This is a genomic window from Cohnella soli (assembly GCF_042655525.1).
Lineage (GTDB): Bacteria > Bacillota > Bacilli > Paenibacillales > Paenibacillaceae > Cohnella > Cohnella soli.
Genome location: NZ_JBHSMI010000067.1, coordinates 24,543 through 48,989 on the forward strand (window position 1 = coordinate 24,543; position 24,447 = coordinate 48,989).

25 protein-coding genes are annotated in these 24,447 nt (G+C 54.5%); 7 read left to right on the forward strand and 18 right to left on the reverse strand.

Translation table 11 applies throughout. The annotated features are described in order from the left end of the window. Window positions 1–10 precede the first annotated feature (10 nt). The 3 genes from ACFPOF_RS29650 to uptA are packed head-to-tail and all read right to left on the reverse strand — an operon-like array spanning window position 11 to window position 1,893. Window positions 11–637 (reverse strand): MBL fold metallo-hydrolase, encoded by a 627-nt coding sequence (locus ACFPOF_RS29650; RefSeq protein WP_378139108.1) that lies wholly within the window; start codon window positions 635–637, stop codon window positions 11–13. A 14-nt stretch (window positions 638–651) separates the two neighbouring features. Continuing rightward, window positions 652–1,221: a thioredoxin family protein gene (locus tag ACFPOF_RS29655; RefSeq protein ID WP_378139110.1), complete on the reverse strand. Its 570-nt coding sequence runs from the start codon at window positions 1,219–1,221 to the stop codon at window positions 652–654. A 60-nt stretch (window positions 1,222–1,281) separates the two neighbouring features. Then, on the reverse strand, window positions 1,282–1,893 hold the full coding sequence (gene uptA, locus ACFPOF_RS29660) for an undecaprenyl phosphate transporter UptA (RefSeq protein WP_378139112.1): 612 nt from the start codon (window positions 1,891–1,893) through the stop codon (window positions 1,282–1,284). A 189-nt stretch (window positions 1,894–2,082) separates the two neighbouring features. Here uptA and ACFPOF_RS29665 point away from each other — a divergent pair, with 189 nt between their 5' ends. Continuing rightward, window positions 2,083–2,535: a cupredoxin domain-containing protein gene (locus ACFPOF_RS29665; protein WP_378139114.1), complete on the forward strand. Its 453-nt coding sequence runs from the start codon at window positions 2,083–2,085 to the stop codon at window positions 2,533–2,535. A gap of 111 nt (window positions 2,536–2,646) precedes the next feature. Beyond that, window positions 2,647–2,958: a dehydrogenase gene (locus tag ACFPOF_RS29670; RefSeq protein ID WP_378139116.1), complete on the forward strand. Its 312-nt coding sequence runs from the start codon at window positions 2,647–2,649 to the stop codon at window positions 2,956–2,958. Window positions 2,959–3,047: 89 nt separating this feature from the next. Here the strand turns inward: ACFPOF_RS29670 and ACFPOF_RS29675 are convergent, their stop codons facing one another. The 8 genes from ACFPOF_RS29675 to yyaC all read right to left on the reverse strand — a co-directional run bounded on the left by ACFPOF_RS29675 (window position 3,048) and on the right by yyaC (window position 11,989). After that, window positions 3,048–3,413, reverse strand: coding sequence for a hypothetical protein (locus ACFPOF_RS29675; protein ID WP_378139118.1), 366 nt, complete (start codon window positions 3,411–3,413; stop codon window positions 3,048–3,050). A 188-nt stretch (window positions 3,414–3,601) separates the two neighbouring features. Beyond that, on the reverse strand, window positions 3,602–5,743 hold the full coding sequence (locus tag ACFPOF_RS29680) for an O-antigen ligase family protein (RefSeq protein ID WP_378139120.1): 2,142 nt from the start codon (window positions 5,741–5,743) through the stop codon (window positions 3,602–3,604). Window positions 5,744–6,200: 457 nt separating this feature from the next. Next, window positions 6,201–6,908 carry a PilZ domain-containing protein gene (locus ACFPOF_RS29685; RefSeq protein ID WP_378139122.1) on the reverse strand — a complete coding sequence of 236 codons (708 nt, stop codon included), beginning with the start codon at window positions 6,906–6,908 and terminating at the stop codon, window positions 6,201–6,203. 42 nt (window positions 6,909–6,950) lie between these two features. Next, window positions 6,951–8,609, reverse strand: coding sequence for a histidine kinase N-terminal 7TM domain-containing diguanylate cyclase (locus ACFPOF_RS29690; RefSeq protein WP_378139124.1), 1,659 nt, complete (start codon window positions 8,607–8,609; stop codon window positions 6,951–6,953). Between the two features lie 157 nt (window positions 8,610–8,766). Further along, window positions 8,767–9,954: a class I SAM-dependent methyltransferase gene (locus ACFPOF_RS29695; protein ID WP_378139126.1), complete on the reverse strand. Its 1,188-nt coding sequence runs from the start codon at window positions 9,952–9,954 to the stop codon at window positions 8,767–8,769. After that, on the reverse strand, window positions 9,951–10,613 hold the full coding sequence (locus ACFPOF_RS29700; protein WP_378139128.1) for a DUF6483 family protein: 663 nt from the start codon (window positions 10,611–10,613) through the stop codon (window positions 9,951–9,953). The genes ACFPOF_RS29695 and ACFPOF_RS29700 overlap by 4 nt, the downstream gene beginning before the upstream one ends. Then, window positions 10,606–11,412: an alpha/beta fold hydrolase gene (locus ACFPOF_RS29705; protein WP_378139129.1), complete on the reverse strand. Its 807-nt coding sequence runs from the start codon at window positions 11,410–11,412 to the stop codon at window positions 10,606–10,608. The genes ACFPOF_RS29700 and ACFPOF_RS29705 overlap by 8 nt, the downstream gene beginning before the upstream one ends. Before the next feature lie 37 nt (window positions 11,413–11,449). After that, a complete protein-coding gene (gene yyaC, locus ACFPOF_RS29710; protein WP_378139131.1) occupies window positions 11,450–11,989 on the reverse strand; it encodes a spore protease YyaC in 540 nt (179 codons plus the stop codon). Between the two features lie 163 nt (window positions 11,990–12,152). On the opposite strand from yyaC, the gene ACFPOF_RS29715 reads away from it, so the two are divergent. The 3 genes from ACFPOF_RS29715 to ACFPOF_RS29725 all read left to right on the forward strand — a co-directional run bounded on the left by ACFPOF_RS29715 (window position 12,153) and on the right by ACFPOF_RS29725 (window position 13,707). Next, window positions 12,153–12,374 (forward strand): DUF1128 domain-containing protein, encoded by a 222-nt coding sequence (locus ACFPOF_RS29715; RefSeq protein ID WP_378139133.1) that lies wholly within the window; start codon window positions 12,153–12,155, stop codon window positions 12,372–12,374. 228 nt (window positions 12,375–12,602) lie between these two features. Continuing rightward, entirely contained in the window at window positions 12,603–12,758 is a 156-nt protein-coding gene (locus tag ACFPOF_RS29720; protein WP_378139135.1) for a hypothetical protein, read from the forward strand. A 37-nt stretch (window positions 12,759–12,795) separates the two neighbouring features. Continuing rightward, the gene (locus ACFPOF_RS29725) at window positions 12,796–13,707 is read left to right on the forward strand and encodes a LysR family transcriptional regulator (protein WP_378139137.1); all 912 of its coding nucleotides are present in this window, start codon (window positions 12,796–12,798) and stop codon (window positions 13,705–13,707) included. A gap of 57 nt (window positions 13,708–13,764) precedes the next feature. Here the strand turns inward: ACFPOF_RS29725 and ACFPOF_RS29730 are convergent, their stop codons facing one another. Genes ACFPOF_RS29730 through ACFPOF_RS29745 form a run of 4 tightly spaced genes read right to left on the reverse strand, consistent with a single transcriptional unit; the run spans window position 13,765 to window position 18,514 of the window. Continuing rightward, the gene (locus ACFPOF_RS29730) at window positions 13,765–14,703 is read right to left on the reverse strand and encodes a hypothetical protein (RefSeq protein WP_378139139.1); all 939 of its coding nucleotides are present in this window, start codon (window positions 14,701–14,703) and stop codon (window positions 13,765–13,767) included. A 5-nt stretch (window positions 14,704–14,708) separates the two neighbouring features. Beyond that, window positions 14,709–16,319 (reverse strand): UDP-glucose--hexose-1-phosphate uridylyltransferase, encoded by a 1,611-nt coding sequence (locus ACFPOF_RS29735; protein ID WP_378139141.1) that lies wholly within the window; start codon window positions 16,317–16,319, stop codon window positions 14,709–14,711. Window positions 16,320–16,343: 24 nt separating this feature from the next. Then, window positions 16,344–17,330 carry a UDP-glucose 4-epimerase GalE gene (gene galE, locus ACFPOF_RS29740; protein ID WP_378139143.1) on the reverse strand — a complete coding sequence of 329 codons (987 nt, stop codon included), beginning with the start codon at window positions 17,328–17,330 and terminating at the stop codon, window positions 16,344–16,346. A 2-nt stretch (window positions 17,331–17,332) separates the two neighbouring features. Further along, window positions 17,333–18,514, reverse strand: a complete 1,182-nt coding sequence (locus tag ACFPOF_RS29745; RefSeq protein WP_378139145.1) for a galactokinase — start codon at window positions 18,512–18,514, stop codon at window positions 17,333–17,335. A gap of 187 nt (window positions 18,515–18,701) precedes the next feature. On the opposite strand from ACFPOF_RS29745, the gene ACFPOF_RS29750 reads away from it, so the two are divergent. Together ACFPOF_RS29750 and ACFPOF_RS29755 are read left to right on the forward strand one after the other, a co-directional pair. Next, window positions 18,702–19,565 (forward strand): AraC family transcriptional regulator, encoded by an 864-nt coding sequence (locus ACFPOF_RS29750; RefSeq protein ID WP_378139147.1) that lies wholly within the window; start codon window positions 18,702–18,704, stop codon window positions 19,563–19,565. A gap of 61 nt (window positions 19,566–19,626) precedes the next feature. After that, the gene (locus ACFPOF_RS29755) at window positions 19,627–19,965 is read left to right on the forward strand and encodes a hypothetical protein (RefSeq protein WP_378139149.1); all 339 of its coding nucleotides are present in this window, start codon (window positions 19,627–19,629) and stop codon (window positions 19,963–19,965) included. Window positions 19,966–20,404: 439 nt separating this feature from the next. Here ACFPOF_RS29755 and ACFPOF_RS29760 read toward each other — a convergent pair whose 3' ends face one another. Genes ACFPOF_RS29760 through ACFPOF_RS29770 form a run of 3 tightly spaced genes read right to left on the reverse strand, consistent with a single transcriptional unit; the run spans window position 20,405 to window position 24,316 of the window. Continuing rightward, window positions 20,405–21,466: an asparaginase gene (locus ACFPOF_RS29760; protein WP_378139150.1), complete on the reverse strand. Its 1,062-nt coding sequence runs from the start codon at window positions 21,464–21,466 to the stop codon at window positions 20,405–20,407. Between the two features lie 36 nt (window positions 21,467–21,502). Continuing rightward, a complete protein-coding gene (locus ACFPOF_RS29765) occupies window positions 21,503–22,504 on the reverse strand; it encodes a glycosyltransferase family 2 protein (protein WP_378139152.1) in 1,002 nt (333 codons plus the stop codon). Between the two features lie 15 nt (window positions 22,505–22,519). Further along, window positions 22,520–24,316 carry a phospholipid carrier-dependent glycosyltransferase gene (locus ACFPOF_RS29770; protein WP_378139154.1) on the reverse strand — a complete coding sequence of 599 codons (1,797 nt, stop codon included), beginning with the start codon at window positions 24,314–24,316 and terminating at the stop codon, window positions 22,520–22,522. Window positions 24,317–24,447: the final 131 nt, after the last annotated feature.

A 24,447-nucleotide genomic window follows, 5' to 3' on the forward strand; every position in this document is an offset into this window, starting at 1 on the left:
ACAATCGCCATTAATTGACGAACGGATTGTCGCGGCGCTCCTCGCCGATCGTTGTGTCCGGTCCGTGTCCCGGCAAGACGAGCACGTCGTCCGGCAGTGTGTAGAAATGGTCACGAATGCCCTTGAACAGAAGCTCCTGGCTGCAGCCAGGGAAGTCCGTGCGTCCAACGGAATGCCGGAACAGCGCGTCCCCCGAGAACAACAAGTCCCCGACTAGAAAACCGACGCTGCCTGGGGAATGGCCAGGCACGTGCATGACGCGGAACTTCTCGCCGAGCAATTCGAGCTCTTCTCCTCCGACGAGCAAATGGTCCGGTCCACGTCCTGAAATCGGCTTCGTGACGTCCGTCCAGCGAGAGGAGCCGTTCTTATTCGCATCCGTAAGCCAATCCTTCTCCGCCGTATGTATATACACCGGACAACCGTACTTTTCGCGTACCGTCTCAACGCCGCCGATATGGTCGAAGTGCGCGTGCGTCAGCAATATCGCCTCTACTTTCAAACCGTCCAGCTTGCGCAGAAGCGCGCCGTCCGGCGTACCAGGATCGATGACTACCGCATGCGTACGCTCTGCATTCACAATGACGTAAGCGTTCGTCTCCAACGGGCCGAGCGCAAACTTCTGGAAGGTCAGCATCTGTTCATCCCTCCTTACACTCTGGACAGAACGTCGCGGATTTCATCTAGAATAAGCTTCTGATAGCCGTTACCTTCGCCATATCTGCGTTTCACTTCTTCGCGTGCAACTGCCATTTTCTCCTGAAAATCCGGCGCTTCCCGGTCCGGGTTCGCTGCCTTGAAAGCATCCATTGCTTCTTGCACATATTTCGGACGCGCGCCCCATTTGCCTAGCAGATGGCCGCCGGTATCAACGAATAGTACGACCGGAATCGAGCGACCGCCGTTCGTCAGATGCTCATCCATCAGATCGAGATGCTCTTCCATAATGAACACTTCGGTCGGAATGCCCGCTTTGTCCATCGCCTTGATCACGACTGGTACGTTGCGTAAGCAATCTCCGCACCATTCGGCAGCGATAATAAGGCAGCGAAGATCGTCGCGGTTGTTCAACGAGTCGTAAAACTCCTCCAATTCCGCGTCACCGTGCCAATCAAAACGGTCCAAATAAGACTGGAACGCTTCTTTGTTTTTGTTCATGCCGTCGATGTATTGCTGCGGGGACAATCCTTTGCGTAATTTGCTTGCGATTAATTGGCTCATTTTGTAAACCCTCCATTCGGTAAATTCGTTTTGCATGGCGTTAACGAAAAATGACGGCGCTTAAATGCTTTTGCCGCGCTTGCGTAAGTATTGAAACAGAAAATAAGCGATAAGCAAAGCAATGGCGACCAGGATGATCGGCTGTACATATTGAGACGCTTCGCCTTTAATATTCTCCCAGTTATCCCCGAGCTTCTTGCCAAGCCAGACGAACAAAATCGACCACGGGATCGAAGCGAGCACGGTAAGCCAAGTGAACTTGGTCAAGTTCATCCGTGCCATGCCGGCTGGAATGCTTACAACCTGCCGCATGACGGGTACGAAACGACCGGTGAATACGATCATCGGCCCGTACTTCTCAAACCATTTTTCCGCGAGGTCGATGTGCTTGGGCTTCAGATGCAAATACTTCCCGAACTTATCGAGAAACGGCCTGCCTCCGTAACGCCCGATTGCATACAGCAGCCATTGTTGAAGAATCGCCCCGATGACGCCGCAAATAACCGCCGCCGTGAACGATACGTTCCCCTTGAACACGAGGTACCCCGCATAGCCAAGAACGATCTCGCTCGGAATGACTTCGATCGCGAGGCCGATAATGATGCCCCAGTAACCTAGGCTTTCGATCCAGATCAACGCTTGATCGAGCCAGTCGTGCAACGTATCCATCATTCGTCTCCAACCTGCTTTCTCTCCATGATAACCGTTTCTATTCTAGCATATCGCCCCTTCCGTCTTCCAGTTTCCGGAGTTGTTGGACAAATTGCCGGATGCTTGTCATGCGGGGGCTTGCCCATGCATAGACTGCGAATAGGTCAAGTAATCCATACGTACGATCAAAGTTGAAAAGGAGAGAGCCGAATGAACAAAATCGTTATCCTGAGCCGGAAAAAGATCCAATTGTACTCGGTTATCGCAGCCGTCGTCATACTCGCGGGAGCTTATATCGGCTGGCAGCAAACAAAACCTACGGCCGCGGGCGTTACGTCGGATGTCCCTCAAGTGCTGCAGATGGTCACAGGCGAGTTTTCTGCGCAGCTCGACAACGGCAAAAAAATCGAATCCTATCAATTTTCTCCGAGTTCGGTGTACGCCAAAAAAGGACAACCGGTCGAGCTTCGCCTTTCCGGCATCAACGGCCAATCCCACCCCTTCGTCATCGAAGGCCAGGACATCAAAGGCACGATCAACAAAGGCAAAACGACGGTCGTACGTTTCACCCCCAAAGAATCCGGCGTTTTTGCTATCGTATGCCAGACACATGCCGATCCAAAAGACGGCGGCCCGATGGTCGGCTATTTGATCGTGGAATAGGCTCCCTGAATCGTACGTGTTCAAAAAGTCCGGTTTTCAGCGTCCTCTAGTGACCCGATCTTTCGTCCATGCATAACGTATGGATAGAGAGGTCGGGTGATTTTTTACGCGATGAAAATGTCCCAAGAGAAACATACGGCTGCCCTCCCTTCCCCGCGCACGATTCGGCGAGCATGCGCCAACGAGTTGTATCGCACCGTCAAACGGCTGAAAGAGCACATCCCCGCATCTCTCGTTGAAAAAGCGGAGAAGCTGTACGTGGAGCGCGTCATCGGCAATCTGCTGTGGATCCACGATCACCGCAGCAACCGCAAAGCACTCGCCGATTGGTGGGACGATACGGTCCGCGACGACATCGCGAAGTTGTGGGGCGTGGACAAAGAAAGGTTGTCGCAAGCGTTCCGCAGCGCTTTCGGCGCTTGATAGCGGTGACACTGCCCTTTGTTGCAAAAGCACTCACAAAAAAGAGACCGCGATAAGCAGCGGTCTCTTCTGTGCGTGATCGATTAGGCTTAGCCGATGATAGCGAACGTTTGCACGCCAGCTGGAATCGTACGAGTACGGAAAAGCACACCGTTCGCGTTGAACGTTCTCAGCGTAAACGAAACATTGGTCAGCGTCCGGACGTTGTCGAAACGAACAACGCCAAAACGGTCGAATCTGGCGATCGAAATGAGCGTATTGCCGCGGGTCAGCCGAGCGAAAACCCCCGTCGTATCGAACGGAACCCCGTTGTTTTGTACCCAGACGACGGTTAAGCGGTGGAACGTCGGATTATTGCCGCTGCCCATGCTGCCTGAAAAATTGGCAACTTTAGCGCCGATTATACGGAATTTTTTGTTGTCCGCGCGGCCTGGCTTTGGACGTTGATTGGCCATGATCATCACTCCTTTATCGCGTGATGATGCATCGTATGTGACGACAAAGCTTGTCATCACGGACAGCCCCCCACGACCTCGTCCATTTTCGGCGAATTCCTCGATTGCCTCTGCCCGCCGGGGTTTATCGGGGGTTAGGGAGCGTAAAGGCAGTGAAAGCTACCCCTGAGTGAGATTTCAGACACGCCCTATTTGGCGGCTACGCTTTCTAGTAATTCCTGCGCTTCTTCCCGCCAATCGGCATCACCTTCCCGAACGACTTCGCGCAACAGCTTAATGCCTTCTTCGACTCTTCCTAGTAAAAGCATGCTTTTCGCCCCATTCATCCGAGCGGACGCGGACAGCCCGAATTCCTTGCTGTTGGCCGGGTGCGCCATCGCCGCCACTTGCCGGTCCAACTCGCGGTATCTCTCGAATAGCGATACCGCTCCTTCCGCCGCAGCGCGAGCTCCGGCCTCGTCGCCCGCGTCGCGGCGGGATTGCGCCAGCCCCGCCAGCGTGGCGACGGCGGCCGTCTGCCCTTCGCGGCTGAACCGCTCCAGCCGCGTCGCCTCGCGCAAGCCCGCAACCGCTTGCGCGACATTCCCGAGCTCGGCGTACGTATCGCCGAGCATCAAGCTTAGCCGCGGGGCGTACGGCTCGTACCGCCGCCCCGCTTCAAGCAGTGCCGCCCGCTCCCGCAGGGGCAGGAGCGGCGCCAGCGCCAGGCGAATCCGCGTCATCGCAGGATTCGCCTCAAGCGCCGCGCGCAGCTGCGCTTCGCGTGCGGCGGGCGCGGCCGCCATACCGGCGGCTGCGCGCTCGATGGCGGCGTCGGAACGCCTCGCCGCCCAGCCCCCCGCCGCTGAGGCGATAACCAGCAGGGCCGCAAGCGCTCGGCGGGCAACCAGCCCGCCCCTCACCTTCTTCGCGACTTTCTCGCCTGACCCTGCCGATTTGCCCGGTACTCCCATCGCATCGCTTACCGCTTTCCCGGCGGCCGGCGGAGTGCCATTCAAAACAAGCCATGTCAGCAGCAATAGCCAGACGAACGCATACGACCAGTCAAAATCAATTGCTGTGTGAAAGAGCAACAAGGCAGCCGGAGCGAGTGCGGTGCGATTGAATCGCCATATGCCCAGTAAATACGCACCTAACATTATCGCCAGCCAGGCCAATCCAATCAGTCCGCCGTCAAGCAATATATCTAAATAACCACTGTGCACTTCCCCGCCGACATAAGGCTGGCTTTGGTATAAACTAAACATGGACCTCCAGCTTCCGCCGCCGTTGCCGAGAAGCGGACGATCGAGAAACATGCGCCATCCGTCCTTATAGAACAACCAGCGCGAAGCGGCTGTTCCGTAATGTCCCGAGATTCTGCCCCCTGCTCCGGAAAAAGCGCTCCACCAAGCAACCGCAACTCCAGCCGCGGCTATAAGCCATGCCCAATGTCGCCTCATCGCTTCTCGTTCGTCCAGCGCCAACAGAGTCGCAGCTCCCGCAATCGCGCAAGCGAGGGCAAGCCATGGCGCAGCGGCTTGTCCGCCGCTCATCCACTGCCAGGACAACCAAGCAGCAATGCCGCCTCCCGCCGCCGCAATCCCGACGGCGACGAGAAGACGGACACGACCATCTCTACCCGGCTGCAGCAGCCAGGCCAGAGAGACGCCGACGGCGAGCGCTACAATCGCTCCTCTCGATTCTGTCAGCAGAAGCGCGCCTCCGTAAGGAATCGCCGTGACGGCGGCTAATCGCCGAAACTTTCCAATGTTCGCCCAACATTGCAACTGCACAAGCAGCAGCATCGCTAGAACCGCACCGTAGCTGTTCGGGTACTGCAAAAAACCGGCTAGCCTCGCCCCCGTCGCGGACAGTTCGGCGTCGTTGAAACGGAGCACGATATCGGTGAAGGAAATCCCTCCGTACCATCCGGCCCATCCCCCGGCAAGCAGCCATGCCCCCGTCGCTTGAACGGCCAGCATGACAGCGTCCTTGCCGAAATTGCCCCAGCGAACGATTCCAGATACGAGCAGCGTCCAGCAGCCATAAGCGCACCAACGAAGCACGGCGTCTTCCGTACCCAGGACGGATGCCGGACCAAATGCCAATTGTCCGGCGAACAAGACTGCCATGCCGAAAGGCAGCCATGCGCGCCAATCGCTTCCGCTCGCCCCCCCCATCGCCAACCTACTGGCGTAGACGATAGCGAAGGTATAGATTGCGATTTCAACGCGGTAGAAATCTGTGGAGAAAAACATGCCGGACCGATAAGCGCACCAACCAAGCGTTGCCGCCATGATTGTCGCGACCATGACCGGCACTATTTTCTTAAAACCACTCATCGCCATCCCGCTCCCTCCGCGACATCTGCCATGAACCAATGAACATGAGCAAACTTAAACGTTCTGTAACGACAAAAAGGGACTTTCCCAAAAGCCATTTTGCGAATCTTTTGTGCCCAGCGTGTTTCTCGTCCACATCCCCCGTCCGTTCGCCGATCCTCCCGATTTTGTACGAATTTTCATACACATACGCTCGTTCAGTTGTTAATCGTTCAACGCTCATTCAAAGCAATCGTCGGTTGTTCGTCGATTGTACCTTCGTAGAAAGGACCTCAGCCCCCACATTGAAGTGGTGGAATTGAGGTCCTTTCACTTGTGAATAGGAGTTTGCCTGTCATGCGAACACTTGTGAGACAGCCCTTTCCATCCGCACCCGTTCCAGCTATGTCCATTGTACTACAAACGCACAAAGGCGATTAGGGCGTGTCTGACAACTCCGAGGGTAGCAAATTTCAGACACGCCCTAACCGTTAAAAGTCCTTTTCTTGCCTAAGTCTTTCCTCGTCCGTGCATGTTTCTCCACCTGCCGTCGAAGAATGAGCGCGCGCAGCGGACGCAGCATCGCCGGTTCCAGCACTTGCATTCTCGCACCGCAATGCATCCGGTTCTCTTCATGACGCTCGCGACGCAAAATTTCCAACTCGCAGTCGAAGCTGAAGCCGATATCCACTTTCGCTTTCAGCCGGGAGTTCGCGGCAAAATTCGGTAAATCCGGACCCGAGAAGCGAATGCCCGATATGCTGATGTCGTGGATTGTCAGAACTTCGAACGGCTCGGGTATAGTTACGTAACCGGAAGCCACCATTTCCTGCATCATTTGCGCGCTGCCGCTCATTTCCACGCGCGGATGCTCGCGCCGTTCTTTGAATCGCTTTTGCACATCCGGCGGCTGTAATAAGGCGATCGCCCCTTCGTACTTCGCGAAGACGACCGACTGCATCGACTGAATCCCCGCCGGCGAGTACACCATCAGCTTCACCGTTTCGCCAAGCTCGAATTGTTCGAATTCTTTCAATTCAACCTCGAACAACTCGCCTTCCATATTGGTCATCACGCCAGTCGAAACGAAGCTTTTACTTTCGACAACCGTTTTGCAATGCAGCAATAGGTTTAACGGGAGCAAATCTTTCTCTAGTTCGAACATCGATCCTTTGTCGCCGGCTTGCTTCATGCCAAACCCCTTTCTTCAATCCCGCTGGCGCCTCTGCTGTCGTCAAATCGCCAGAACGACACGATTTCTTCCGCCGTTCTTCGCTTCGTACAGCGCCGTATCCGCTCTCGAGAACACATCGCGCAAATACTCTTTCGGATCGTCGAATCGCAGATCAATGCTGAGCTCCGTCAGCACGCCCATACTGATCGTAATGCTAACAAGCTCGTTACCTGCTGCTACCTGGTTCTCTCCGACGGCAAGCATGATTTTTTCCGCCAGCAATTCGGCTTGTTCGTGGTTCGTATGCGGCAAATACACAGTAAACTCTTCGCCGCCGTAACGCGCAAGAATATCGGTGCGACGAAGCTTCGTCTTGACGACATCCGCCGTACTCCGAATGACCTCGTCCCCGACAAGATGGCCGAACTTGTCGTTGATCTGCTTAAAGAAGTCGATATCGAACAAGAAGATGGAAAACGGGATTTGATATCTCATGTTCAGCAACACTTCGTGCTCCAACTGTTGCATCAAGTATCTGCGGTTAAAACAGCCGGTCAACGCATCGGTAATCGCCATCTGCTCCAGCTTCTGGTTTACCCTGAACAGTTCCTCCTGAATCGTGATCAGTTCCAGGTTGCGTTCGTGAAGCGCCTCGTTTTTCCGATTCATCTCCATAACGAGCTTACGCAACTCCGTAACATCATGGAACGTAATAATACGGCCCAGAATCAATCTCCGGTCGTCCAGCACCGGGGAAATCTGGATAGAGACATGCCGTCCGGCGTTCTCCTGCAGCGAAAATTCCATTTGCATTTTCTCGTGAGGATGGTTCGTATACCGATAAAGAAACTCGTATACTTCACCTTGAACTTGCAGCGGGGCAAGAAACTTCTCCATCTCGAACGTCTCGCCTTTAGAGATGCTTACGAACGGGGAGGCCCCCTTATTTACTTCCAATACTTTGCCGCTGTCGTCTACAACGATGATTCCCGTAGTCATATGCCCGAAAATATCCCGTTGGGCCAAACTTAAAATATCAAACATGCCGAAGCGATAAATCGCGATCACGAAACACAAGTCGGACAGCAAAATACCAGACGCCAGCAAACCGGGAACGATAGGCAGCCACTGCGCCAGCAATACGTTAACGATGACGTCGAGCAAGCCGAATCCCGTCAACACGAACATGCCGATTAAAGCAAGGGCAAGTTGTTTTCTTTGGTGCATGGAATTGACGGTTTTGAGCGCATGGAACATGTTCATCAGCGCCAGGAAGAAATACGCGAACTGAATAAGTACGAGCACCCAGAACAACGGCCCGTATTCCCTGTTCAGGTAGCTGCCGTCGATCGGGGACATAAATAGGCTGTTCGGGTTGACCAGGGCAGCGGTTACGCAGGCGAATGCCGGCAAAATCGAGACGAGCAGTCTTCCGGCCTTCAGCCGTTCGGCCCTCCCGGTCAAGAAATAGACGAAGATCAGCCAGCCCGGTCCCAACATCCCCATACCGAAATAAGCTACGTTAATAAACACCTGCTGTATAATAGGATCATCCGTAATTTTCGTCACGAATAGCCCTAGCGGCCATAACATCATGATGAAATGGAACGCCAAATAGACTTTGTGCGTCAACGTAATTCGATTAATCGCAATTACGCTAACGAAAAGAGCGAATAACAGGATGAACAAAATAAAATCGATCGACTGGAATAGTCTCAAAACGTTCACCTTTCGCAAAAAACCATGGTTAAGAAAAAGAAATATACTTGTTTGATTTTACCATATCATTTCTTTTTCCGACAACCGCTCGACATAGGCATGAAGTCACTTATTTTCAGTTTTTAGCTAAATTTAAGGACTTTTGACCCTTATTAAACTATGACTTAAGCATCAACGAATCAAAATTCATTTCCATATAAGGGGAAATACCCAATATATCCCTAAATGTTTCATATTCTATCTTTAGCGAATCCCGATCTGCTTTCCCGTTTTTCACAGCGCGGATGAGTATATTTTTGGGAGTATGCTCGACATCGATAAACTCTAGCAATTGCGTGCGGTAACCGGCAAGCTCGAGTAAATTCGCCCTGGCCGCATCCGTCACAAGCGCCGCGAAACGTTCTTTCAGAATTCCATGTTTCAGAAGCGGCTTTAGCGCAGGCTGCGACAATTGGCGGAACAATTCATGCTGACAACAAGGCACCGAGAGAATGACGCTCGCGTCCCACCCGATCGCTTTCAGTAGAGCCGCATCCGTCGCTGTATCGCAAGCATGGAGGGTGACGACCATATCGACCGAGGCATGCCCCATATAATCGTTGATATCCCCTACGGAGAACGTCAAATCGTCCCATTTCAGTTCCTTTGCCAATTTGGCGCAATTCTCGATAACGTCTTTTTTCAAATCCAGCCCGATGATATGGACAGGCAGCTTCTCCTTGATCGCCAGCAAATGAAACAGCGCAAACGTCAGATAAGATTTACCGCAGCCGAAGTCGACGATCGTCAGCTTTTTGCCTCTCGGGAGATCCGGGACAACGTCCGCTACCATCTCAAGGAACCGGTTGATTTGCCTGAATTTGTCGTACTTGGCTTTCACGACTTTACCTTCTGCCGTCATGACGCCAAGCGCATGGAGAAACGGAACCGGCTCGTCTTCCGGAAGAACGTACGACTTGTTGCGATTATGCGACAGCGGCGCCGTTTCCCCGCGTACGGCGGATTTGCGTCCAAGGACGGTTATGACGCCTTTCTTGTTCGCCATCACCTGAACGTCCGCGCTTTGCAACTTGAACAGCGCCTGCTTATATTGACCCATCGCTTCGTCAAGCTTCTCCGCCAGTCGTTCGGAGGTAACGTTCTCATGGTAGGCTTTGTTGCCGCGCAGTCGTTCGAATTGATAACTAAGGCCGCTCTTCAGCTTAACCGGCCTAACCGTCAGCTTCTTGGCCGCATCCTCATCTTTGCTTCTCGGCGAACTAAATGTCGCCTGGACGAGCCGCCCTTCTCCCGACGCCTCTTCCAACAACGCTTGCCAAGCTTCAGATTGCCCGTTCGTGCTCATCCTTCATTCTCCCTCGTCAGCGCATCCCATTGCCTGCGCCCCTCTTCCATTTCGTCACGCGGAAGCTCACCCGCCTCCAGCGCCGCGTCATCCATGGCGAACAAGCGCACGTAAAAAGCATGTCCTTCTTCCGAAGAAATCCCGTCCGTTTCGCCCAACTCGAATAGCAAATTTTCGGCAGTCGCGAACCGGCCTTCTTCCTCATGCCAGCTAAACAGCGCCTTCTTCGTCCCGGCTTCCGTTTCGTATGGTTCGAGGGCGGCGATCATAGATTGCGCACGTTCGCGCGTTCCCCCCCCTTCAACTTCGAGGCCGTTGCGAAGCGCAAACAGCGTTAATCGAAGCGCCTTCTCGAACCTTGGCACGCTCTCGTTCTCTTCGCCAAGAGATGCGTATATCTCCGCCTCTTGCTGCAAACACGAAGCTACGATGGCGACGGACTCTGCGTTCGGATTACCGGTCAGCGACAGCATCGAAAGCAAATCCTCGTCCGTCAGTCCGAGCGCAAGCCTCGAGCGAAGACGCAACTCGCGGCTCATAAACTCATCGATCGTCTGCAGCGCTTCTTGCGGTTTCCCAAGATCTTTCAGCCCGGCGGCTCTAGCGAGCACGGTTCCCGCCTGCGCAAGCAGCCGAATTAAATAGTCTCTTTCAAACACCCGTCTTCCCCCGAACCCGTTCGAAGAACGATAGGATCTCTTCGGCGAAACGCCTCGGTGCTTCTTTCATACCCATATGGCCAACCCCGTCCAGTGTGACAGGAATAATTCGTTCCCCCGACACCGGGAATCTTCTTTCTGCAGGTATAACTTCGTCCAATTCTCCAGCGAGCAGCAATACCGGCACCGGGGATTCGGCCAGTATACGAACGCGGTCCGGACGCTCCCGCATGCCGAGCGCGCAACCGATTGCTCCTTCGGCCGACGTCTCGTACCCGATCCCGATCGCTTCACGCAGCTGTGAGGATTGCGAATCGCGGTGTGCAGGCGCGAACAGCTTCGGAATGAGATTATCCACGAACGGGCGCACGCCTTCCGCGGCAATCGTCTCAGACGCTTTCAGCCGATTCGCCTTCGCAGCATCCGTATCGGGATACGCGGTCGAATGAACGAGAGCAAAAGACAATAACCGATCAGGATAGCGTTCTGCAAATGCAAGGGCGACATAACCGCCGAGCGAGTGGCCGATCAGATGCGCCCGTTCAAGCTGCAGGGCATCCATCAAAGCAGTGACATCGTCCGCGAGTTGCTCCATCGCATAGATGCCTTCTCGGGCAGAAGAACCGCCATGCCCGCGAAAATCCGGGGCAATCACGCGTCCGCAAGCGGCGATTGGCTCGATGACATCGCTCCAATACACGCTGCTACCGCAATATCCGTGAAGAAGGATGATCGGCTCGCCTTCGCCCGCTTCTCGGTAAGCTGCTGTCATTCCGGTTGCCAGATCGATCGTTTTCATAAAAAAACACTTCCTTATCTTCGGATTATCGTTACCTTTACCGTTGCCATTGATGTCCGAAACCGTCGCAAATCGCGTCCGCGATTGCTCTTGCCATGCCCATGACGCCGTAAAGCGAGGTCGACTGCAACGTCCAATAGGGTTTCGGCCCCGCAACGTTGACGACGGCGGCGATGCTGTAGTCGCCAATCGGCGCGAAGACGTCGATGACAGAACGGGCTGGCACGAGCGGTCCGAACCTAACGATATAACCGCCGACGTGCCCTGGGCGGCCGAGGCAGGCATCGACTGCGACAATGTTGTCCCTTTCCGCCAATGCGGGAAGCAAGCTCGGCAGCCGTTCCGAATCGCACGGTTCCTTTAATGTGCCGATGACGTTCGAGACGCCCCGATCCTCCAGTATCGAGCCGACAAAAGGACCTAAGCAATCGCCCGTCGAACGATCGGTTCCGATACACACAAACGTGATCTCCGCCATCCGGTGCCTGGCCGCAATCGATTCCGCAAAAGCGCGCAAACCCGACTCGTCCACTTTTTCACCGGCAATCGCCGTCTTGTCCGCCATTCCGCCGTTCACGCCCCGAACCGCCCCTTGCGTCGTTTTCTTTCAGGTTACCATGCCCGAGAGCGGAATGCCACACGACAGGCCGCCGCGACTCCGGACACATTTTGCTCCCTGGCACGCGCTCGCTATGCTACAATGGGAATATCCCTATTTCGCAAGAGAGGAAGTTTATCCGATGAATTTTAACGAGCCAACGCAACAAAACGTTGAATATATGATCGAAGCGATCAAGACGAAGCTGAGAATGGCGACGGGAGCCGCGATGCAAGCGTCCAGCTTTACCGTTGAGAAATACGAAGACTTGAAAGATATTTACGATATGGTTCAATCCAAAGATCGGTTCAGCATCAGCGAAGTCGAGGCGCTTGTATCCGAACTTGGCAGACTGAGAGCTTAGGGACTGTTACGCAATCTAAGTTGCACCAGACTATGCGACGGAACGCCTTCTCCTACTTTTAACGGGGAAGGCGTTTTTTGATGCGTTTTGTTTTCCTCGAGCCATATATTCAACTGGAGGCGTTTCCATCGAAAAAAACGATCGTAACTATGAAAAACCATCGATAACTCCCCTCCCGTCCGCGCTGTTATGATGATTCCCAAACAAATTGCGGGAGGCGAAAAAAAAATGTTGATTCAAGAGTACGCAGCCTATAGAATATGGAAAACCGAAAGAGAACTGGCCGAGAGTCGATTATTTCTTGAAAGCTTAGGTGACGGTTCACGCACTACTGGTCGCCGCGCCGCCGCTTGGATCTGGCTTATCGGGCTCGTACTGCTTTAACGGAAGCGCACGCCGCGCGAAGACAGGGGGAGATGCGGTGGATTTCGTCTATCTAAAATCTTTTCTGGAGGTAGCCAAATGCCGCAGCTTCACGAAAGCGGCTGAAAATCTAGGTTATGTGCAATCCAGCGTTACCGCTCAGATTCAGAAACTGGAGAACGAGTACGGTGTCGTATTGTTCGAACGCTACGGCCGCTCGATGAGGCTCACTTCGGCCGGCGAACAATTGCGAGTCACTTTCGAGAAAATCATCGAACTGTATGACGACTCTCTTCTCCTCGTATCGAGACTTGCCAAAGGCAACATCGAGATCGGCACGATCGACTCGCTCATGTCCTTCTTTCTGCCTCCGATCCTTCATCAGCTTTCGCATAGCTACCCGGATATGAATTTGCAAGTTCACACGAACACGGCAACGATAATTATGCAATCGCTGCGCAGCGGCATGCTCGACATGGGCATCGTCATAGACGCGCTGATCGAGGATGACGACATTGAAGCGATCACCATTCGGCGGGAACCTCTCGTTCTCGTCGCCAAGCCGGATCATCCGCTCGTCTCCTCCCCTCAGTTCGGGCTAGAGGGGCTGGACGGCCAGTACCTCATCGTCACCGAGCAAGGCTGCAGCTATCGCACGGCGCTGGAAGACCTTCTATCTCGCTGCGGCGTGAACTATCACGTATCTCACGAATTCAATAACCTAGAAGCGATCAAGCAATTCGTCGGGTACGGTCTTGGCATCGCCCTCGTTCCCCAGATCGTCGTTGTCCGCGAACTGATGGAGAACAAGCTGGCGGCGCTGCCTTTCTCCCACCCGGACATTACATTTTACTCGCAGATCGTCTACCACAAGAAAAAATGGCTCAACCCCGCTATTCGCTGCCTGATCGAATTGTTGCTGGACGCGGGCGATCAGAGAACGACGTTACCTGCCACTCAAATTTCCTGATCGGAACACGCAAAACCCGCCTCGCAAGCCGCGAAGGCGGGTTTCGTCATTTCGGTGTCATTTGATAACATGCGGCGTCAAAGCGGCGAACGCTTGTTCCAAATCCGTTTGTCTAATATCGAGGCCTTTTACGATTTTCCAGCTTTCGACATGCTCGACGGTCGCCCCCGACTCCACTTCCCGAAGTTCGCCAAGCGTCTCCAGTTCGAGGATGAGGTTATTCGTGTATAACTCGAACGATACGCCGAAGTCAGGATAAGTTCCGTCTTTTACCGGATTGAACATTTTAATGAACGTATCGCCGTGATTGCTGTACGCCGCCCATCCGGCTTCGTTATTGCTTCCGAATTTGTAAGGCGTCGGTCCTTCGTTTTGATCGACGAACACCGCCGATTCGGAGAACTTGATTCTTGGATCGTTTAAGCGGCTATATGGCCACAAGACAAACTTACGGTCAGGCAGCATTCCGCTGCTCTCCGACCCGGCCATCGGGACGACAGCACGTCCACCTGCGTCCATGACGGAAAGTGCCCATGGCGAGAAAGCGATCGGCCAAGCCCCTTCGTTCGTGATCCGATGAACGACCGTTACGTCGTCTTTCCCTTCAGAGACGAGCCGAATTTCGATTTCCTTCGAGATTTGGTTCCAACGCTCGGGCTTTGCCCTCAAGACGATCCCCGTCTCACCTAGCCGTTCCCAGTCGACCGGTCCGTTGTCCGGATACGTCGTCCGCGGTATGCGTTCAGGACTTGTCCATAGTCGGTGACCGCCGTAGATGTTCCATTTGCCGCCGCCGACTGGAGCAAACGCATCGCCTTCTTGAGTAATTTGCGAATCCACGTCTTCGAAAAACAAGTTGCGGCCGCCCACTGTAGAAAGATGGATGATACGAGGACCGAAATCAAGCGTTGCCAGCAATTCAATTTTCCCGTTGCTTAATGAGATACAGCGTCCCCATTTGTTGTGGCTTGTTTCTTTAATGACGATCCCGTTCATTTTGTCTATCCCTCATCCCGATTGGATATTAAGCCGGAACGATCAAGGAAAGCGCGAAACGCCGCACGACCTTGGTCGTCCCCTTTATACACGCCTGCATCTTGCAGCACTGCATAGAACTTGTCGCCCACTTCTGCCTGAAGCAAGAAACGAACGCCTTCCTCTGTTCCGTCGTTGCCGTACAGGTCGATTAATCCGGCGATCCAGTCCGCATGTTTCGCGAGCGGATGGTCGGGCGCGGAGATGGCCGCCGCATCGTAAGCGGTTCGGCCGGTCATCAGATCGGCAATCTGTCCAAGCTCCAGCTGCAAGCGGCCAGGCAGGACGGCGAGACCCATCACTTCGATTAAACCGATATTTTCTTTCTTAATGTGGTGAAGTTCCCGGTGAGGATGGAAAATGCCATCCGGATGCTCCGCGCTTGTGCGGTTGTTGCGCAAGACGAGATCGAGCTCGTACTCACCGTCATCCTTAACTCTGGCAATCGGCGTGATCGTGTTATGCTCAACACTGCCGTCCGGCCCTTCACTATGGGAAAACACTTCTACAGCAGCATCGCTATAGGCCCGCCATTTGGCGAGAATGTCGGACGCAACAGCGAGCAGCGCGGTACGGTTCGCCGAGCGGAGCCGCAGTACGGACATCGGCCACTTCACGATGCCAAGCTTCACGTCCAATTCGCTGGCGGACACGAACCAATCGTATACTTGGGCAGTCTCCATCGGGAAAACGTGACGTCCTGCCTGGAAATGGTCGTGGTTCAGTATTGAACCGCCGACGATCGGCAAATCAGCGTTGGATCCGATGAAGTAGTGCGGGAATTGCTCGACGAAATCAAGCAGACGCGCGAACGTGACCGGCGAAATTTTCATCGGTTCGTGCTCGCCCTTTAAGACGATGCTATGCTCATTATAGTAGATATAGGGCGAATATTGGAAATACCAATTTTCTTTTTGCAGCTCTAGCGGCAGCACGCGTAAGTTTTGGCGGGCGGGATGATCTTGCCGACCGGCATAACCGACGTTTTCTTTGCAGAGCAAACATTTCGGATAATGCGACTGAGGCAAAGTCTTCAGCAGCGCGATTTCTTTCGGATCTTTCTCCGGTTTGGACAAATTAACCGTAATTTCGAGAACGCCGTCATCGGTTCGATGCTTCCAATAGCCGTTTTTACGTATCCGATCCATACGAATATAATTGGTATCGATATTAAACTTGTAGAACCAGTCCGTCGCCGCGGCGACGCCGCTACGAGCCGCCAGTTCGACGAATGCACGCGCGGTTTCAGACGGACGAGGCATGAGCAGCCCCATAATCCGGGCATCGAACAAGTCCCGATAAGTGAGCATATTGTCGGGTACAAAACCGAGTGCGACCGCTGCGTCCAACAACGGCTCCAGCAGCGGAACCGGGCTGTCAGGCAAAGAGGCCGGATCGACGACTTCGTCGCCGGCAGGCTCCTTCACCGCATACAAATCAAGCAAAGCGTTGCGAGAATAATCGATATCCATACGGTCGACAAGACCGTTATGCAAAGCGAAAGCGATCAATCGCTCGATAGCGACGGCCAATTCCTTCTCGGAAGGCACGTTCGTTGATGGCGATGTCGTATGCATTCTGCGAACCTCCCAATCCTTCGATTACTTGCCGTAACCGTTCGGATGCTGTTGATGCCAGCGCCATGCGCTGCCGATAATGTCTTCTAATTTGTCGCGAGTCGGCGTCCATCCGAGCTCCGCGCGGGCGCGGGCCGAAGAAGCGATGAGCACGGCCGGATCGCCGGCGCGACGCGGCTCGTGTTTGGCAGGAATGGCATGGCCGGTCACTTGACGGGACACGTCGATCACTTGCTTGACCGAGTAGCCATTGCCGCTGCCGAGATTGTAAATCGCGCTTTCCCCGCCTTCGCGCAGGCGGCCGAGGGCGCGAATGTGCGCATCCGCCAAGTCGCTGACGTGGATGTAGTCGCGAATGCACGTGCCGTCCTCCGTCGGGTAATCATCCCCGAATACGGAGATGAATTCGCGCTGTCCGAGCGCGACTTGCAGCACAAGCGGCACGAGGTGGGATTCCGGCGAGTGGTCTTCGCCGATTCGGCCCGAAGCGTGCGCGCCCGCCGCGTTGAAGTAACGCAAAGAAACGAATTTGATGCCATGAGCGATGTCGAACCATCGGATCATTTTTTCCATTGCTAGCTTCGTTTCGCCGTACGCATTCGTCGGAACGGTGCGGTCGTATTCGTCGATCGGCACTTTCTCCGGTTCGCCGTAGGTGGCGGCAGTCGAAGAAAACACGATGCGGCCGACGCCGGCCTTCTGCATTTGCTCAAGCAAGCAAAGCGTGCCGTATACGTTGTTGTGATAGTATTTTCCGGGATCCTTCATACTCTCGCCGACAAGGGAATTCGCCGCGAAATGGATGACGCCATCGATGTCGTTTTCCTCAAACACTCGGGCAAGGAAGTCCGCATCGCGCAGATCGCCTTCATACAGCTTGCCTCCGAGCACCGCTTCCCGATGTCCCTGGTACAAGTTATCGACGATAACGACTTCTTCGCCTTGCTCAAGCAGCGCCGCAACGGTATGGGAACCGATATATCCCGCGCCTCCGGTAACAAGAACCGCCATGTTTAAGCCTCCCCTTTCCATTCGCGAACGCCGTCGCCGATGTTGCATACGTAGAACGCCGGCTTCAAGCCCGTTTTCGCTTCGTACTTCTCTCCGACTTCAGCGATAAACCGTTCTACCGAGCTTTCATGGACAAGGGATACGGTGCAGCCGCCGAAGCCTGCCCCCGTCATCCGCGAACCGAGCACGCCCGGAACGCTGCGCGCCGCATCAACCATGGCGTCCAACTCGTCTCCGGTCACTTCGTATAAGTCGCGCAAAGAATCGTGCGATCCGTTCATCAACCGGCCGAATGCCGCGAGATCGTCTTTGGCAAGAACCTCCATCGATTTGGCAACGCGATCGATTTCTTCGACGACATGGCGGGCGCGACGGCGCACCGTTTCGTCCTGGATCAGATGCTCGTTCGCGGTGAATTCATCCAGAGAAAGTTGGCCGAGCAGCGTCAACTCGGGGAAAGCTTCGCTGAGATCGCGAACAGCCTGCTCGCATTGCGCACGGCGTTCATTGTATTTGGAATCGACGAGACCGCGGCGTTTGTTCGTGTTGCCGATAATAAGCCGATATTCGCCGGAGCGGAACGGCACGAGCTCGTACTTGAGCGTATCGCAGTCGAGCAAAATCGCGTGATCTTTGCGGCCGTTCGCAACGGCGAACTGATCCATGATGCCGCACTTGACGCCGACGAATTCATTCTCTGCATGCTGCGACCAGAGCGCAATCTCCACGGTGTCGGTCGGCTTGCCTTCCAGCGTCAGGAGCGCGTACGCGGTGACGACTTCGATCGACGCCGAAGAAGATAACCCCGCTCCGTTTGGAATTTCGCCGTGGTACAGGAAGTTGTACCCTTGGCTCAGTTCGATGTTCCGCTGAGCCAATTCCCACACGATGCCTTTGGGATAGTTCGCCCAGTCATCGGCTTCGTCGAACGCGATATTGTCGAGCGACACTTCCCTCTTGGCGGGAAAGTTCGTGGATGCAAATGACAACTTGCGATCCGAACGCGAGGAAATCAACAGCGTCGTTCCGAATGTAAGCGCGGCCGGGAATACCGATCCGCCGTTATAGTCCGTATGTTCGCCGATCAGATTCACCCTGCCAGGCGCATGGAATACCCGTACTTCGTCTTCCTTACCTCCGAACAGTTCGACGAATTGTTGTTTCAGCTCCGATATTTGTGCCATTTCAGCGCTCAGCTCTCCTTCGTAACAATTGAATTTGATCTCAGTATAACGGACGATGGCGTTTCCGCAATATGGCGGGATATGCTTTCCACATGGAGAAATGTGACTTTCTTTAAAAGCATTTCGTTCTGCAGCATGGTATGATAGAGGAAATTTAGCAGAACTGAACGAAAGGGATAGCGATCGTATGAGCAGAAAACCGACCTACCGTGTCGCTTCGAACCCGGTCAGCTTCCAAGCACGGGAATTGACTGTTCTTTTCGCCGGAGAAAGCCAAACAAACCCGATGCATCGCATCGGGCCGAAAGTCGTGGATTACTATTTGCTTCACCACGTCCTGTCCGGCAAAGGCGTGTTTCGCGCCGGCGAGTTCGAGTGCGAGCCGTCTGCGGGCGACAGCTTCCTTATTCATCCTGGCAAGCTGGTTCATTATGTTTCAGATGAGAGCGACCCTTGGCTTTACCGGTGGGTCGCTTTTGCCGGTTCCGAAGCAGCGTCTATCGTCCGCGAAGCCGGCTTAAACGATGACAAGCCGATCATCCGAGCGGGCAGCTTGCGGGAGCCTGGCGAAAGATGCCGCGCCATCTTCGAAGTTTTCCGCGCACGCGGCAGTTCTGCATCGCTTGCGGCGACCGGACATCTGCACCTTCTGCTCGCTGCCTTAAAGGAAGCAAGTACGGACATCGGTGCGGAGACGTTGCGACCGGACTCGCATACCGAGGAACTCGTCCGACAAGTAGCCGGCTACTTGTCGACCCAATACGCCGAGCCGATCACGATCGAACGAATGGCGGAGACGCTCGGCTATAACCGCGCCTACTTGTCGCGTATATTTAAGCAGCGGACCGGCGTTTCGCCTGTCGTTTTTTTGACGCAGCAACGGGTCGATCATGCCAAGCGGTTGCTTCGCGAACGACCGGAGTTAACGATCGAACAGATCGCGTTCTCCGTCGGCTTCCACGACCCACTGTACTTCTCCAAGCAGTTCCGTCGCCTATATGGCCAATCCCCGACCGATTACCGCATCGCGATTGGGAAGTCGCTGAAGTGAGACAGATGTGCTTTTATCTAAGGGGAGACGGGGTTAGATGACTGGGAGCCGCGGCTGCTAGTTGTCTGGGGGATCATTATTTCGGCGCGATGGCGGGATTGAGGTTGATAGCGGTCTGGGGGATCATTATTTCGGCGTGATGGCAGCGATCGAGGCTGGTAGTGGTCTGGGGGATCATTATTTCGGCGTGATGGCGGCGATCGAGGCCGCTAGTGGTCTGGGAGATCATTATTTCGGCGTGATGGCGGGGATCGGGTCTGCTAACGGTCTGGGAGATCATTATTTCGGCGTGATGGCGGGGATCGGGTCTGCTAACGGTCTGGGAGATCATTATTTCGGCGTGATGGCGGAGTTTGCATCTGGTAGTGGTCTGGGAGATCATTATTCCAACAGTGGATGAGCTTGAAAATGGAGGGTAGTAAATTTGTGCCTTAATCAAGGCTGCAACATACAGTAATACTCGAGTCATGAAATAACGACGATCAGGACGATTAGCCGCGCGAGGAGACGTTATTTTGGAGAAACGTGGACATTCGAGCGTTTAGCCGCGCGGGGCGACGTTATTTCGGAGAAACGTGGACATTCGAGCGTTTAGGCGCGCGAGGCGACGTTATTTCGGAGAAACGTGGACATTCGAGCGTTTAGGCGCGCGAGGCGACGTTATTTCGGAGAAACGCGGACATTCGAGCGTTTAGCCGCGCGAGGCGACGTTATTTCGGAGAAACGCGGACACTCGGGTGATTAGCCGCGCGAGGCGACGTTATTTTGGAGAAACGCGACCATCCGAACGTTTAGCCGCGCGAGGCGACGCTATTCCTAGCGCCGCCCCGCACGCCCCCTTACCGACGCTCCAGCTCGAACACGGCTTGCCAGCTGCCTGCAAGTTCTTTGGCGTCGTTAAGAAACTCTGCCGGGAATACTCGCTCCAGCCTTGCCTGCGTTTCTTCCGAAGCGCCGCCCAACTGCTCGAGCAGTGCCTTAACGATATGAGGCCACGCCACTTCCGTACCATCGCTTACCGTAAGTGCGATACCGAGCTTCTCCTTCCGCAGCCCGAAAGCGAATACGCCGTGAGCGCCGCTCTTCGCGACGATATTCGGATCTCGCAGCAGCTCGCTCGCGAGGCGGCCGGGGCCTTCGACCAGCTCCGGATAAGCTTGCATCGCTTTGGCAACTTTGGCCGCTTCCACAGCCGCTTTCGCTTCCTCTCCCACCTCCGCGTCAGCCGCAACGTCCGTCGCAAATTCCGGGCTCGCTAGCCTGCCGTAAGCAAGCGCAAGGCGATCGAGCGGCATGGAAGCGACGGGAAACCCGCAGCCGTCCTTGCCTAACAACACCGGGGCATCCTCCGCCTCGGTCCAACGCTTCAGCACGCGCAATATTTGTTGCTGCGCCGGGTGGTCCGGATGAATGTAGCCTGCCAGCGGCCAGCCTTTCAGTTTGCTCCAGGCGAGCACGCCGAGATGTTTGCCCGCGCATGTATGCAGCAATTTGCGCGGCTTGCCTCCAGCGGCAATATAGGCATCGCGAGCGGAGCGCCCTACCGGCAGCGTCGGCTGAACCGCGAGCGCATCCTCGTCGATGCCGGTTAGCCTCAAAATCTCCTCCAACGTCGCGATTTGTTCCGCGCTTCCTCTATGCGATGCGGCCATCATCGCCAAATGCCGCTCTTCGTAGCCGTATGCGTCGGCGGCTCCTTCGAGCAGCGATGACACTGCCTGAACCGGCTTTGCCGTCGATCGAACGTACGCGGAAGCATGCGCATCTCCCGCTGCGTAAAGCAATCGGCCATCTTCCGCGGACACGACGCTTATGCGCCCGCGGTGCACGTTCTCGGTTCGTCCGCCTCTTGTCATCGCGAGCAACGGAACATCTCCGGGTATCGCTAACGGCTCATTCATCGCCTATCTCTCCTTCATGTCATTCATATCTGCAAATTAGCGTCCTGCGCCGACCCATTCTTTTGTCCTCTCGCGAGAACGCTCGCTCTCCTCGGACGTGCCCTGGAAATTGACTGCTTCCGATACGAGATAGAGCGGGCGGCCTTTCGCTTCCTCGTATGTTCGCCCGATGTACTCTCCCAGCACGCCGAGCAGCGACAGCGTTATGCCGTGAAACAGCAAGCTGATCGCGATAAGCGATGTCCAGCCCGCCGTTGTCGTTGACGTGAAGAAACGCTGGTACAGCACGACGAACAAGTAAATGAAACCGATCGCCGAAAGCACGAAACCCAGCACGCTGGCGATCTTGAGCGGTTTCGTCGAGAACGAAGTCATCGCGTCTAGCGACAGTTTGATCATTTTGCGCAGCGGATATTTCGTCTCCCCCGCAAATCGTTCGTCGCGCACGTATTCGACGGAATCCTGCTTAAACCCCGCCCAACTGACCATGCCACGAATGAAGCGGCTGCGCTCGCGCATCGATGTCAACGCGTCGCATACTTTGCGATCCATCAAGCGAAAATCTCCCGTATCGACGGGGATATTGACCGACGTCATCGAACGGAGCAACCGATAAAACGCCGCGGCCGTCACTTTTTTGAACCACGACTCCCCTTTGCGTTCGATCCTTTTGCCGTACACGACGTCGTACCCTTGACGCCACTTGGCGACCATTTCGGCGATCAGTTCCGGCGGATCTTGCAAATCCGCGTCGATCAGCACGACTGTACGCCCGGACGAATAGTCCATTCCCGCCGTGACAGCGATTTGATGCCCAAAATTGCGGGAAAAATCGACCAGCTTGACTGTAGAGTCGACCTCGCAAAAGGTACGTACGATTTGGGCCGTCCTGTCGCGGCTTCCGTCGTTCACGAACACGATTTCGTACGTCTCGCCGAGTCCGTCCAACGCTTTTTTTAACCTTCTATACGTTACTTCGATAACTTCCTCTTCGTTGTACATCGGAACGACAACCGATAAGAAGCACGTTTGCTGCACTGCGTTATCCTCCTCTTAAAATCCCCAGCTCGGCAGCCACTTCATGAACACGTTCATCCAGTGTCGGCTGATCGTCATGCCCGTATACAACGGATAAAACCAAACGAATACGCCCGCAACCACAATCATAAACGCCGTTGTGATCCTTCTATCGTAGTATGGCTTCTCCTCGAACCAACGAAGCATCCAGACGATCGACAAAATCAGAATCGGCACCATCGGGAAGTAATGGTATAAAAACGTAATGCTACGCGGAGCGACCATCCACGGCACGTAAAAAGACAAATAGCCGACCGCCAGCGTCAGCACGACCCTGTCTTTGCGGCGCGCTCCGAGCCACCATGAGGCGAGTAAAGCTAGCAGCCCGACCCACCAGATAATCGGATTGCCGATCGCGGCGATACTTTGGGCATCCCCCTTGGCCAAATCCTTGCCTCCGTAATACCATACCGGGCGGACCATAACCGGCCATGTATACCATTTCGAAGCGTACGGGTGCGGTTCTTTGACACCTTTGTGGTAATCGTACATGTTTTTCTGATATTGCCACAAATCTTTATAGCTGTCCTCTGCTTGAGTCGCTTTCAAATAAGGAATATATGATGCTGTATATTCGACTACCGGAACCGCTACGAACAGGACTACGGCAGCCATAACGGTCAGTACGAGACGTTTGATCGTGCTCGAGCGTTCGCCTTCCTCCCGACCTTCTTTCCAGCGGCGGTACAGCGTCCAGAAGAACAGAATGGCCAGGCCGGCTCCTCCATACAAGTAATTCCACTTCACGGCGGACGCAGCTCCGAAGAATACGCCGCTCAGCGCCAGCCAGCCGAAGCTGCGCCTGAAACCTCCGCCGCGCCAGACGGCTTCTCCATACCTGTACATGCCATAGTACATGAGAATCGTAAACGTAACGCCCGTAATATCAACGTTCGCCATTCGCGAATGGACGATATGGAATCCTTCGAGCACTAGCAACAATGTGGCGAGGAAAGCGTAACGGGTTCTCGCGAACATGCCTTTTGCCGCAGCATAGAATACCGGCACCATTAGCGTGCCGACGACGGCCGCCATAAAACGCCAACCGTAAGGCGTCATGTCGAACAGCTTTACGCCGATTGCCAACACCACTTTGCCCAACGGCGGATGGGTGTTCTCATACGGCTCTATTTTCTCAATAAACTCGTAAGCCGTTCGACCGTGATAAATTTCATCGAAATACATCGAATTACGGTAATCTGGCCGGTACGGCGCGTATTCTTGCTCATCAAAAACGGCGTTGCCGTCACCGACGGACGTCGTGGAATTGTTCTCCCCGAGCGTTATCGATTCGACCGGAATCGGCACAGTTACGTCTTTCGTGAAAAATGCCGCTTCATACAGCCTGTAGCCGGTACGAACCGTCGTAAATTTCATGTAGCGGGCTTCGACCGATTTCTCTTCCAGCTTCCACGTGAATACCCGGTTCGTTTTGTGCTCTACTTCCAAATACGGCTCCCAGGTACGTCCGTCGAGGGAATATTCGATCTTGGTGTCGCCTTTGGCGCCGGGCCCTTCGTACAATTCGGATCGATCGACTTGCCGGGCTTGTCCGAAATCGACCGTAAACGTATCGCCCGACTTGTCCGGCATCCAGTACGTCTGCGGTGCGGATCGGTTGCCCAAATCGGTAAAAGACATGATTGCAGATACGACTGTTAGCAATAACACAAGTACAAGATCAAGCGGTCTCCACCGCCGATCTTCCCGTTTATGAACGGTTATCGATCCCCATTGCACCGGATCGGAATTGGTCGTTCCCTTCCACTCCATGTCGAGCCTCTCTTTCGCCTCTCTGACGCGTAATCAATCTTTTCTATTGTAGTCGAAAGCGTCTTCCACTGGAAGATATCGGGCTTATTTCGTTCGGATTCCCGCATACGCCTCGCTTATATTCGGCATGC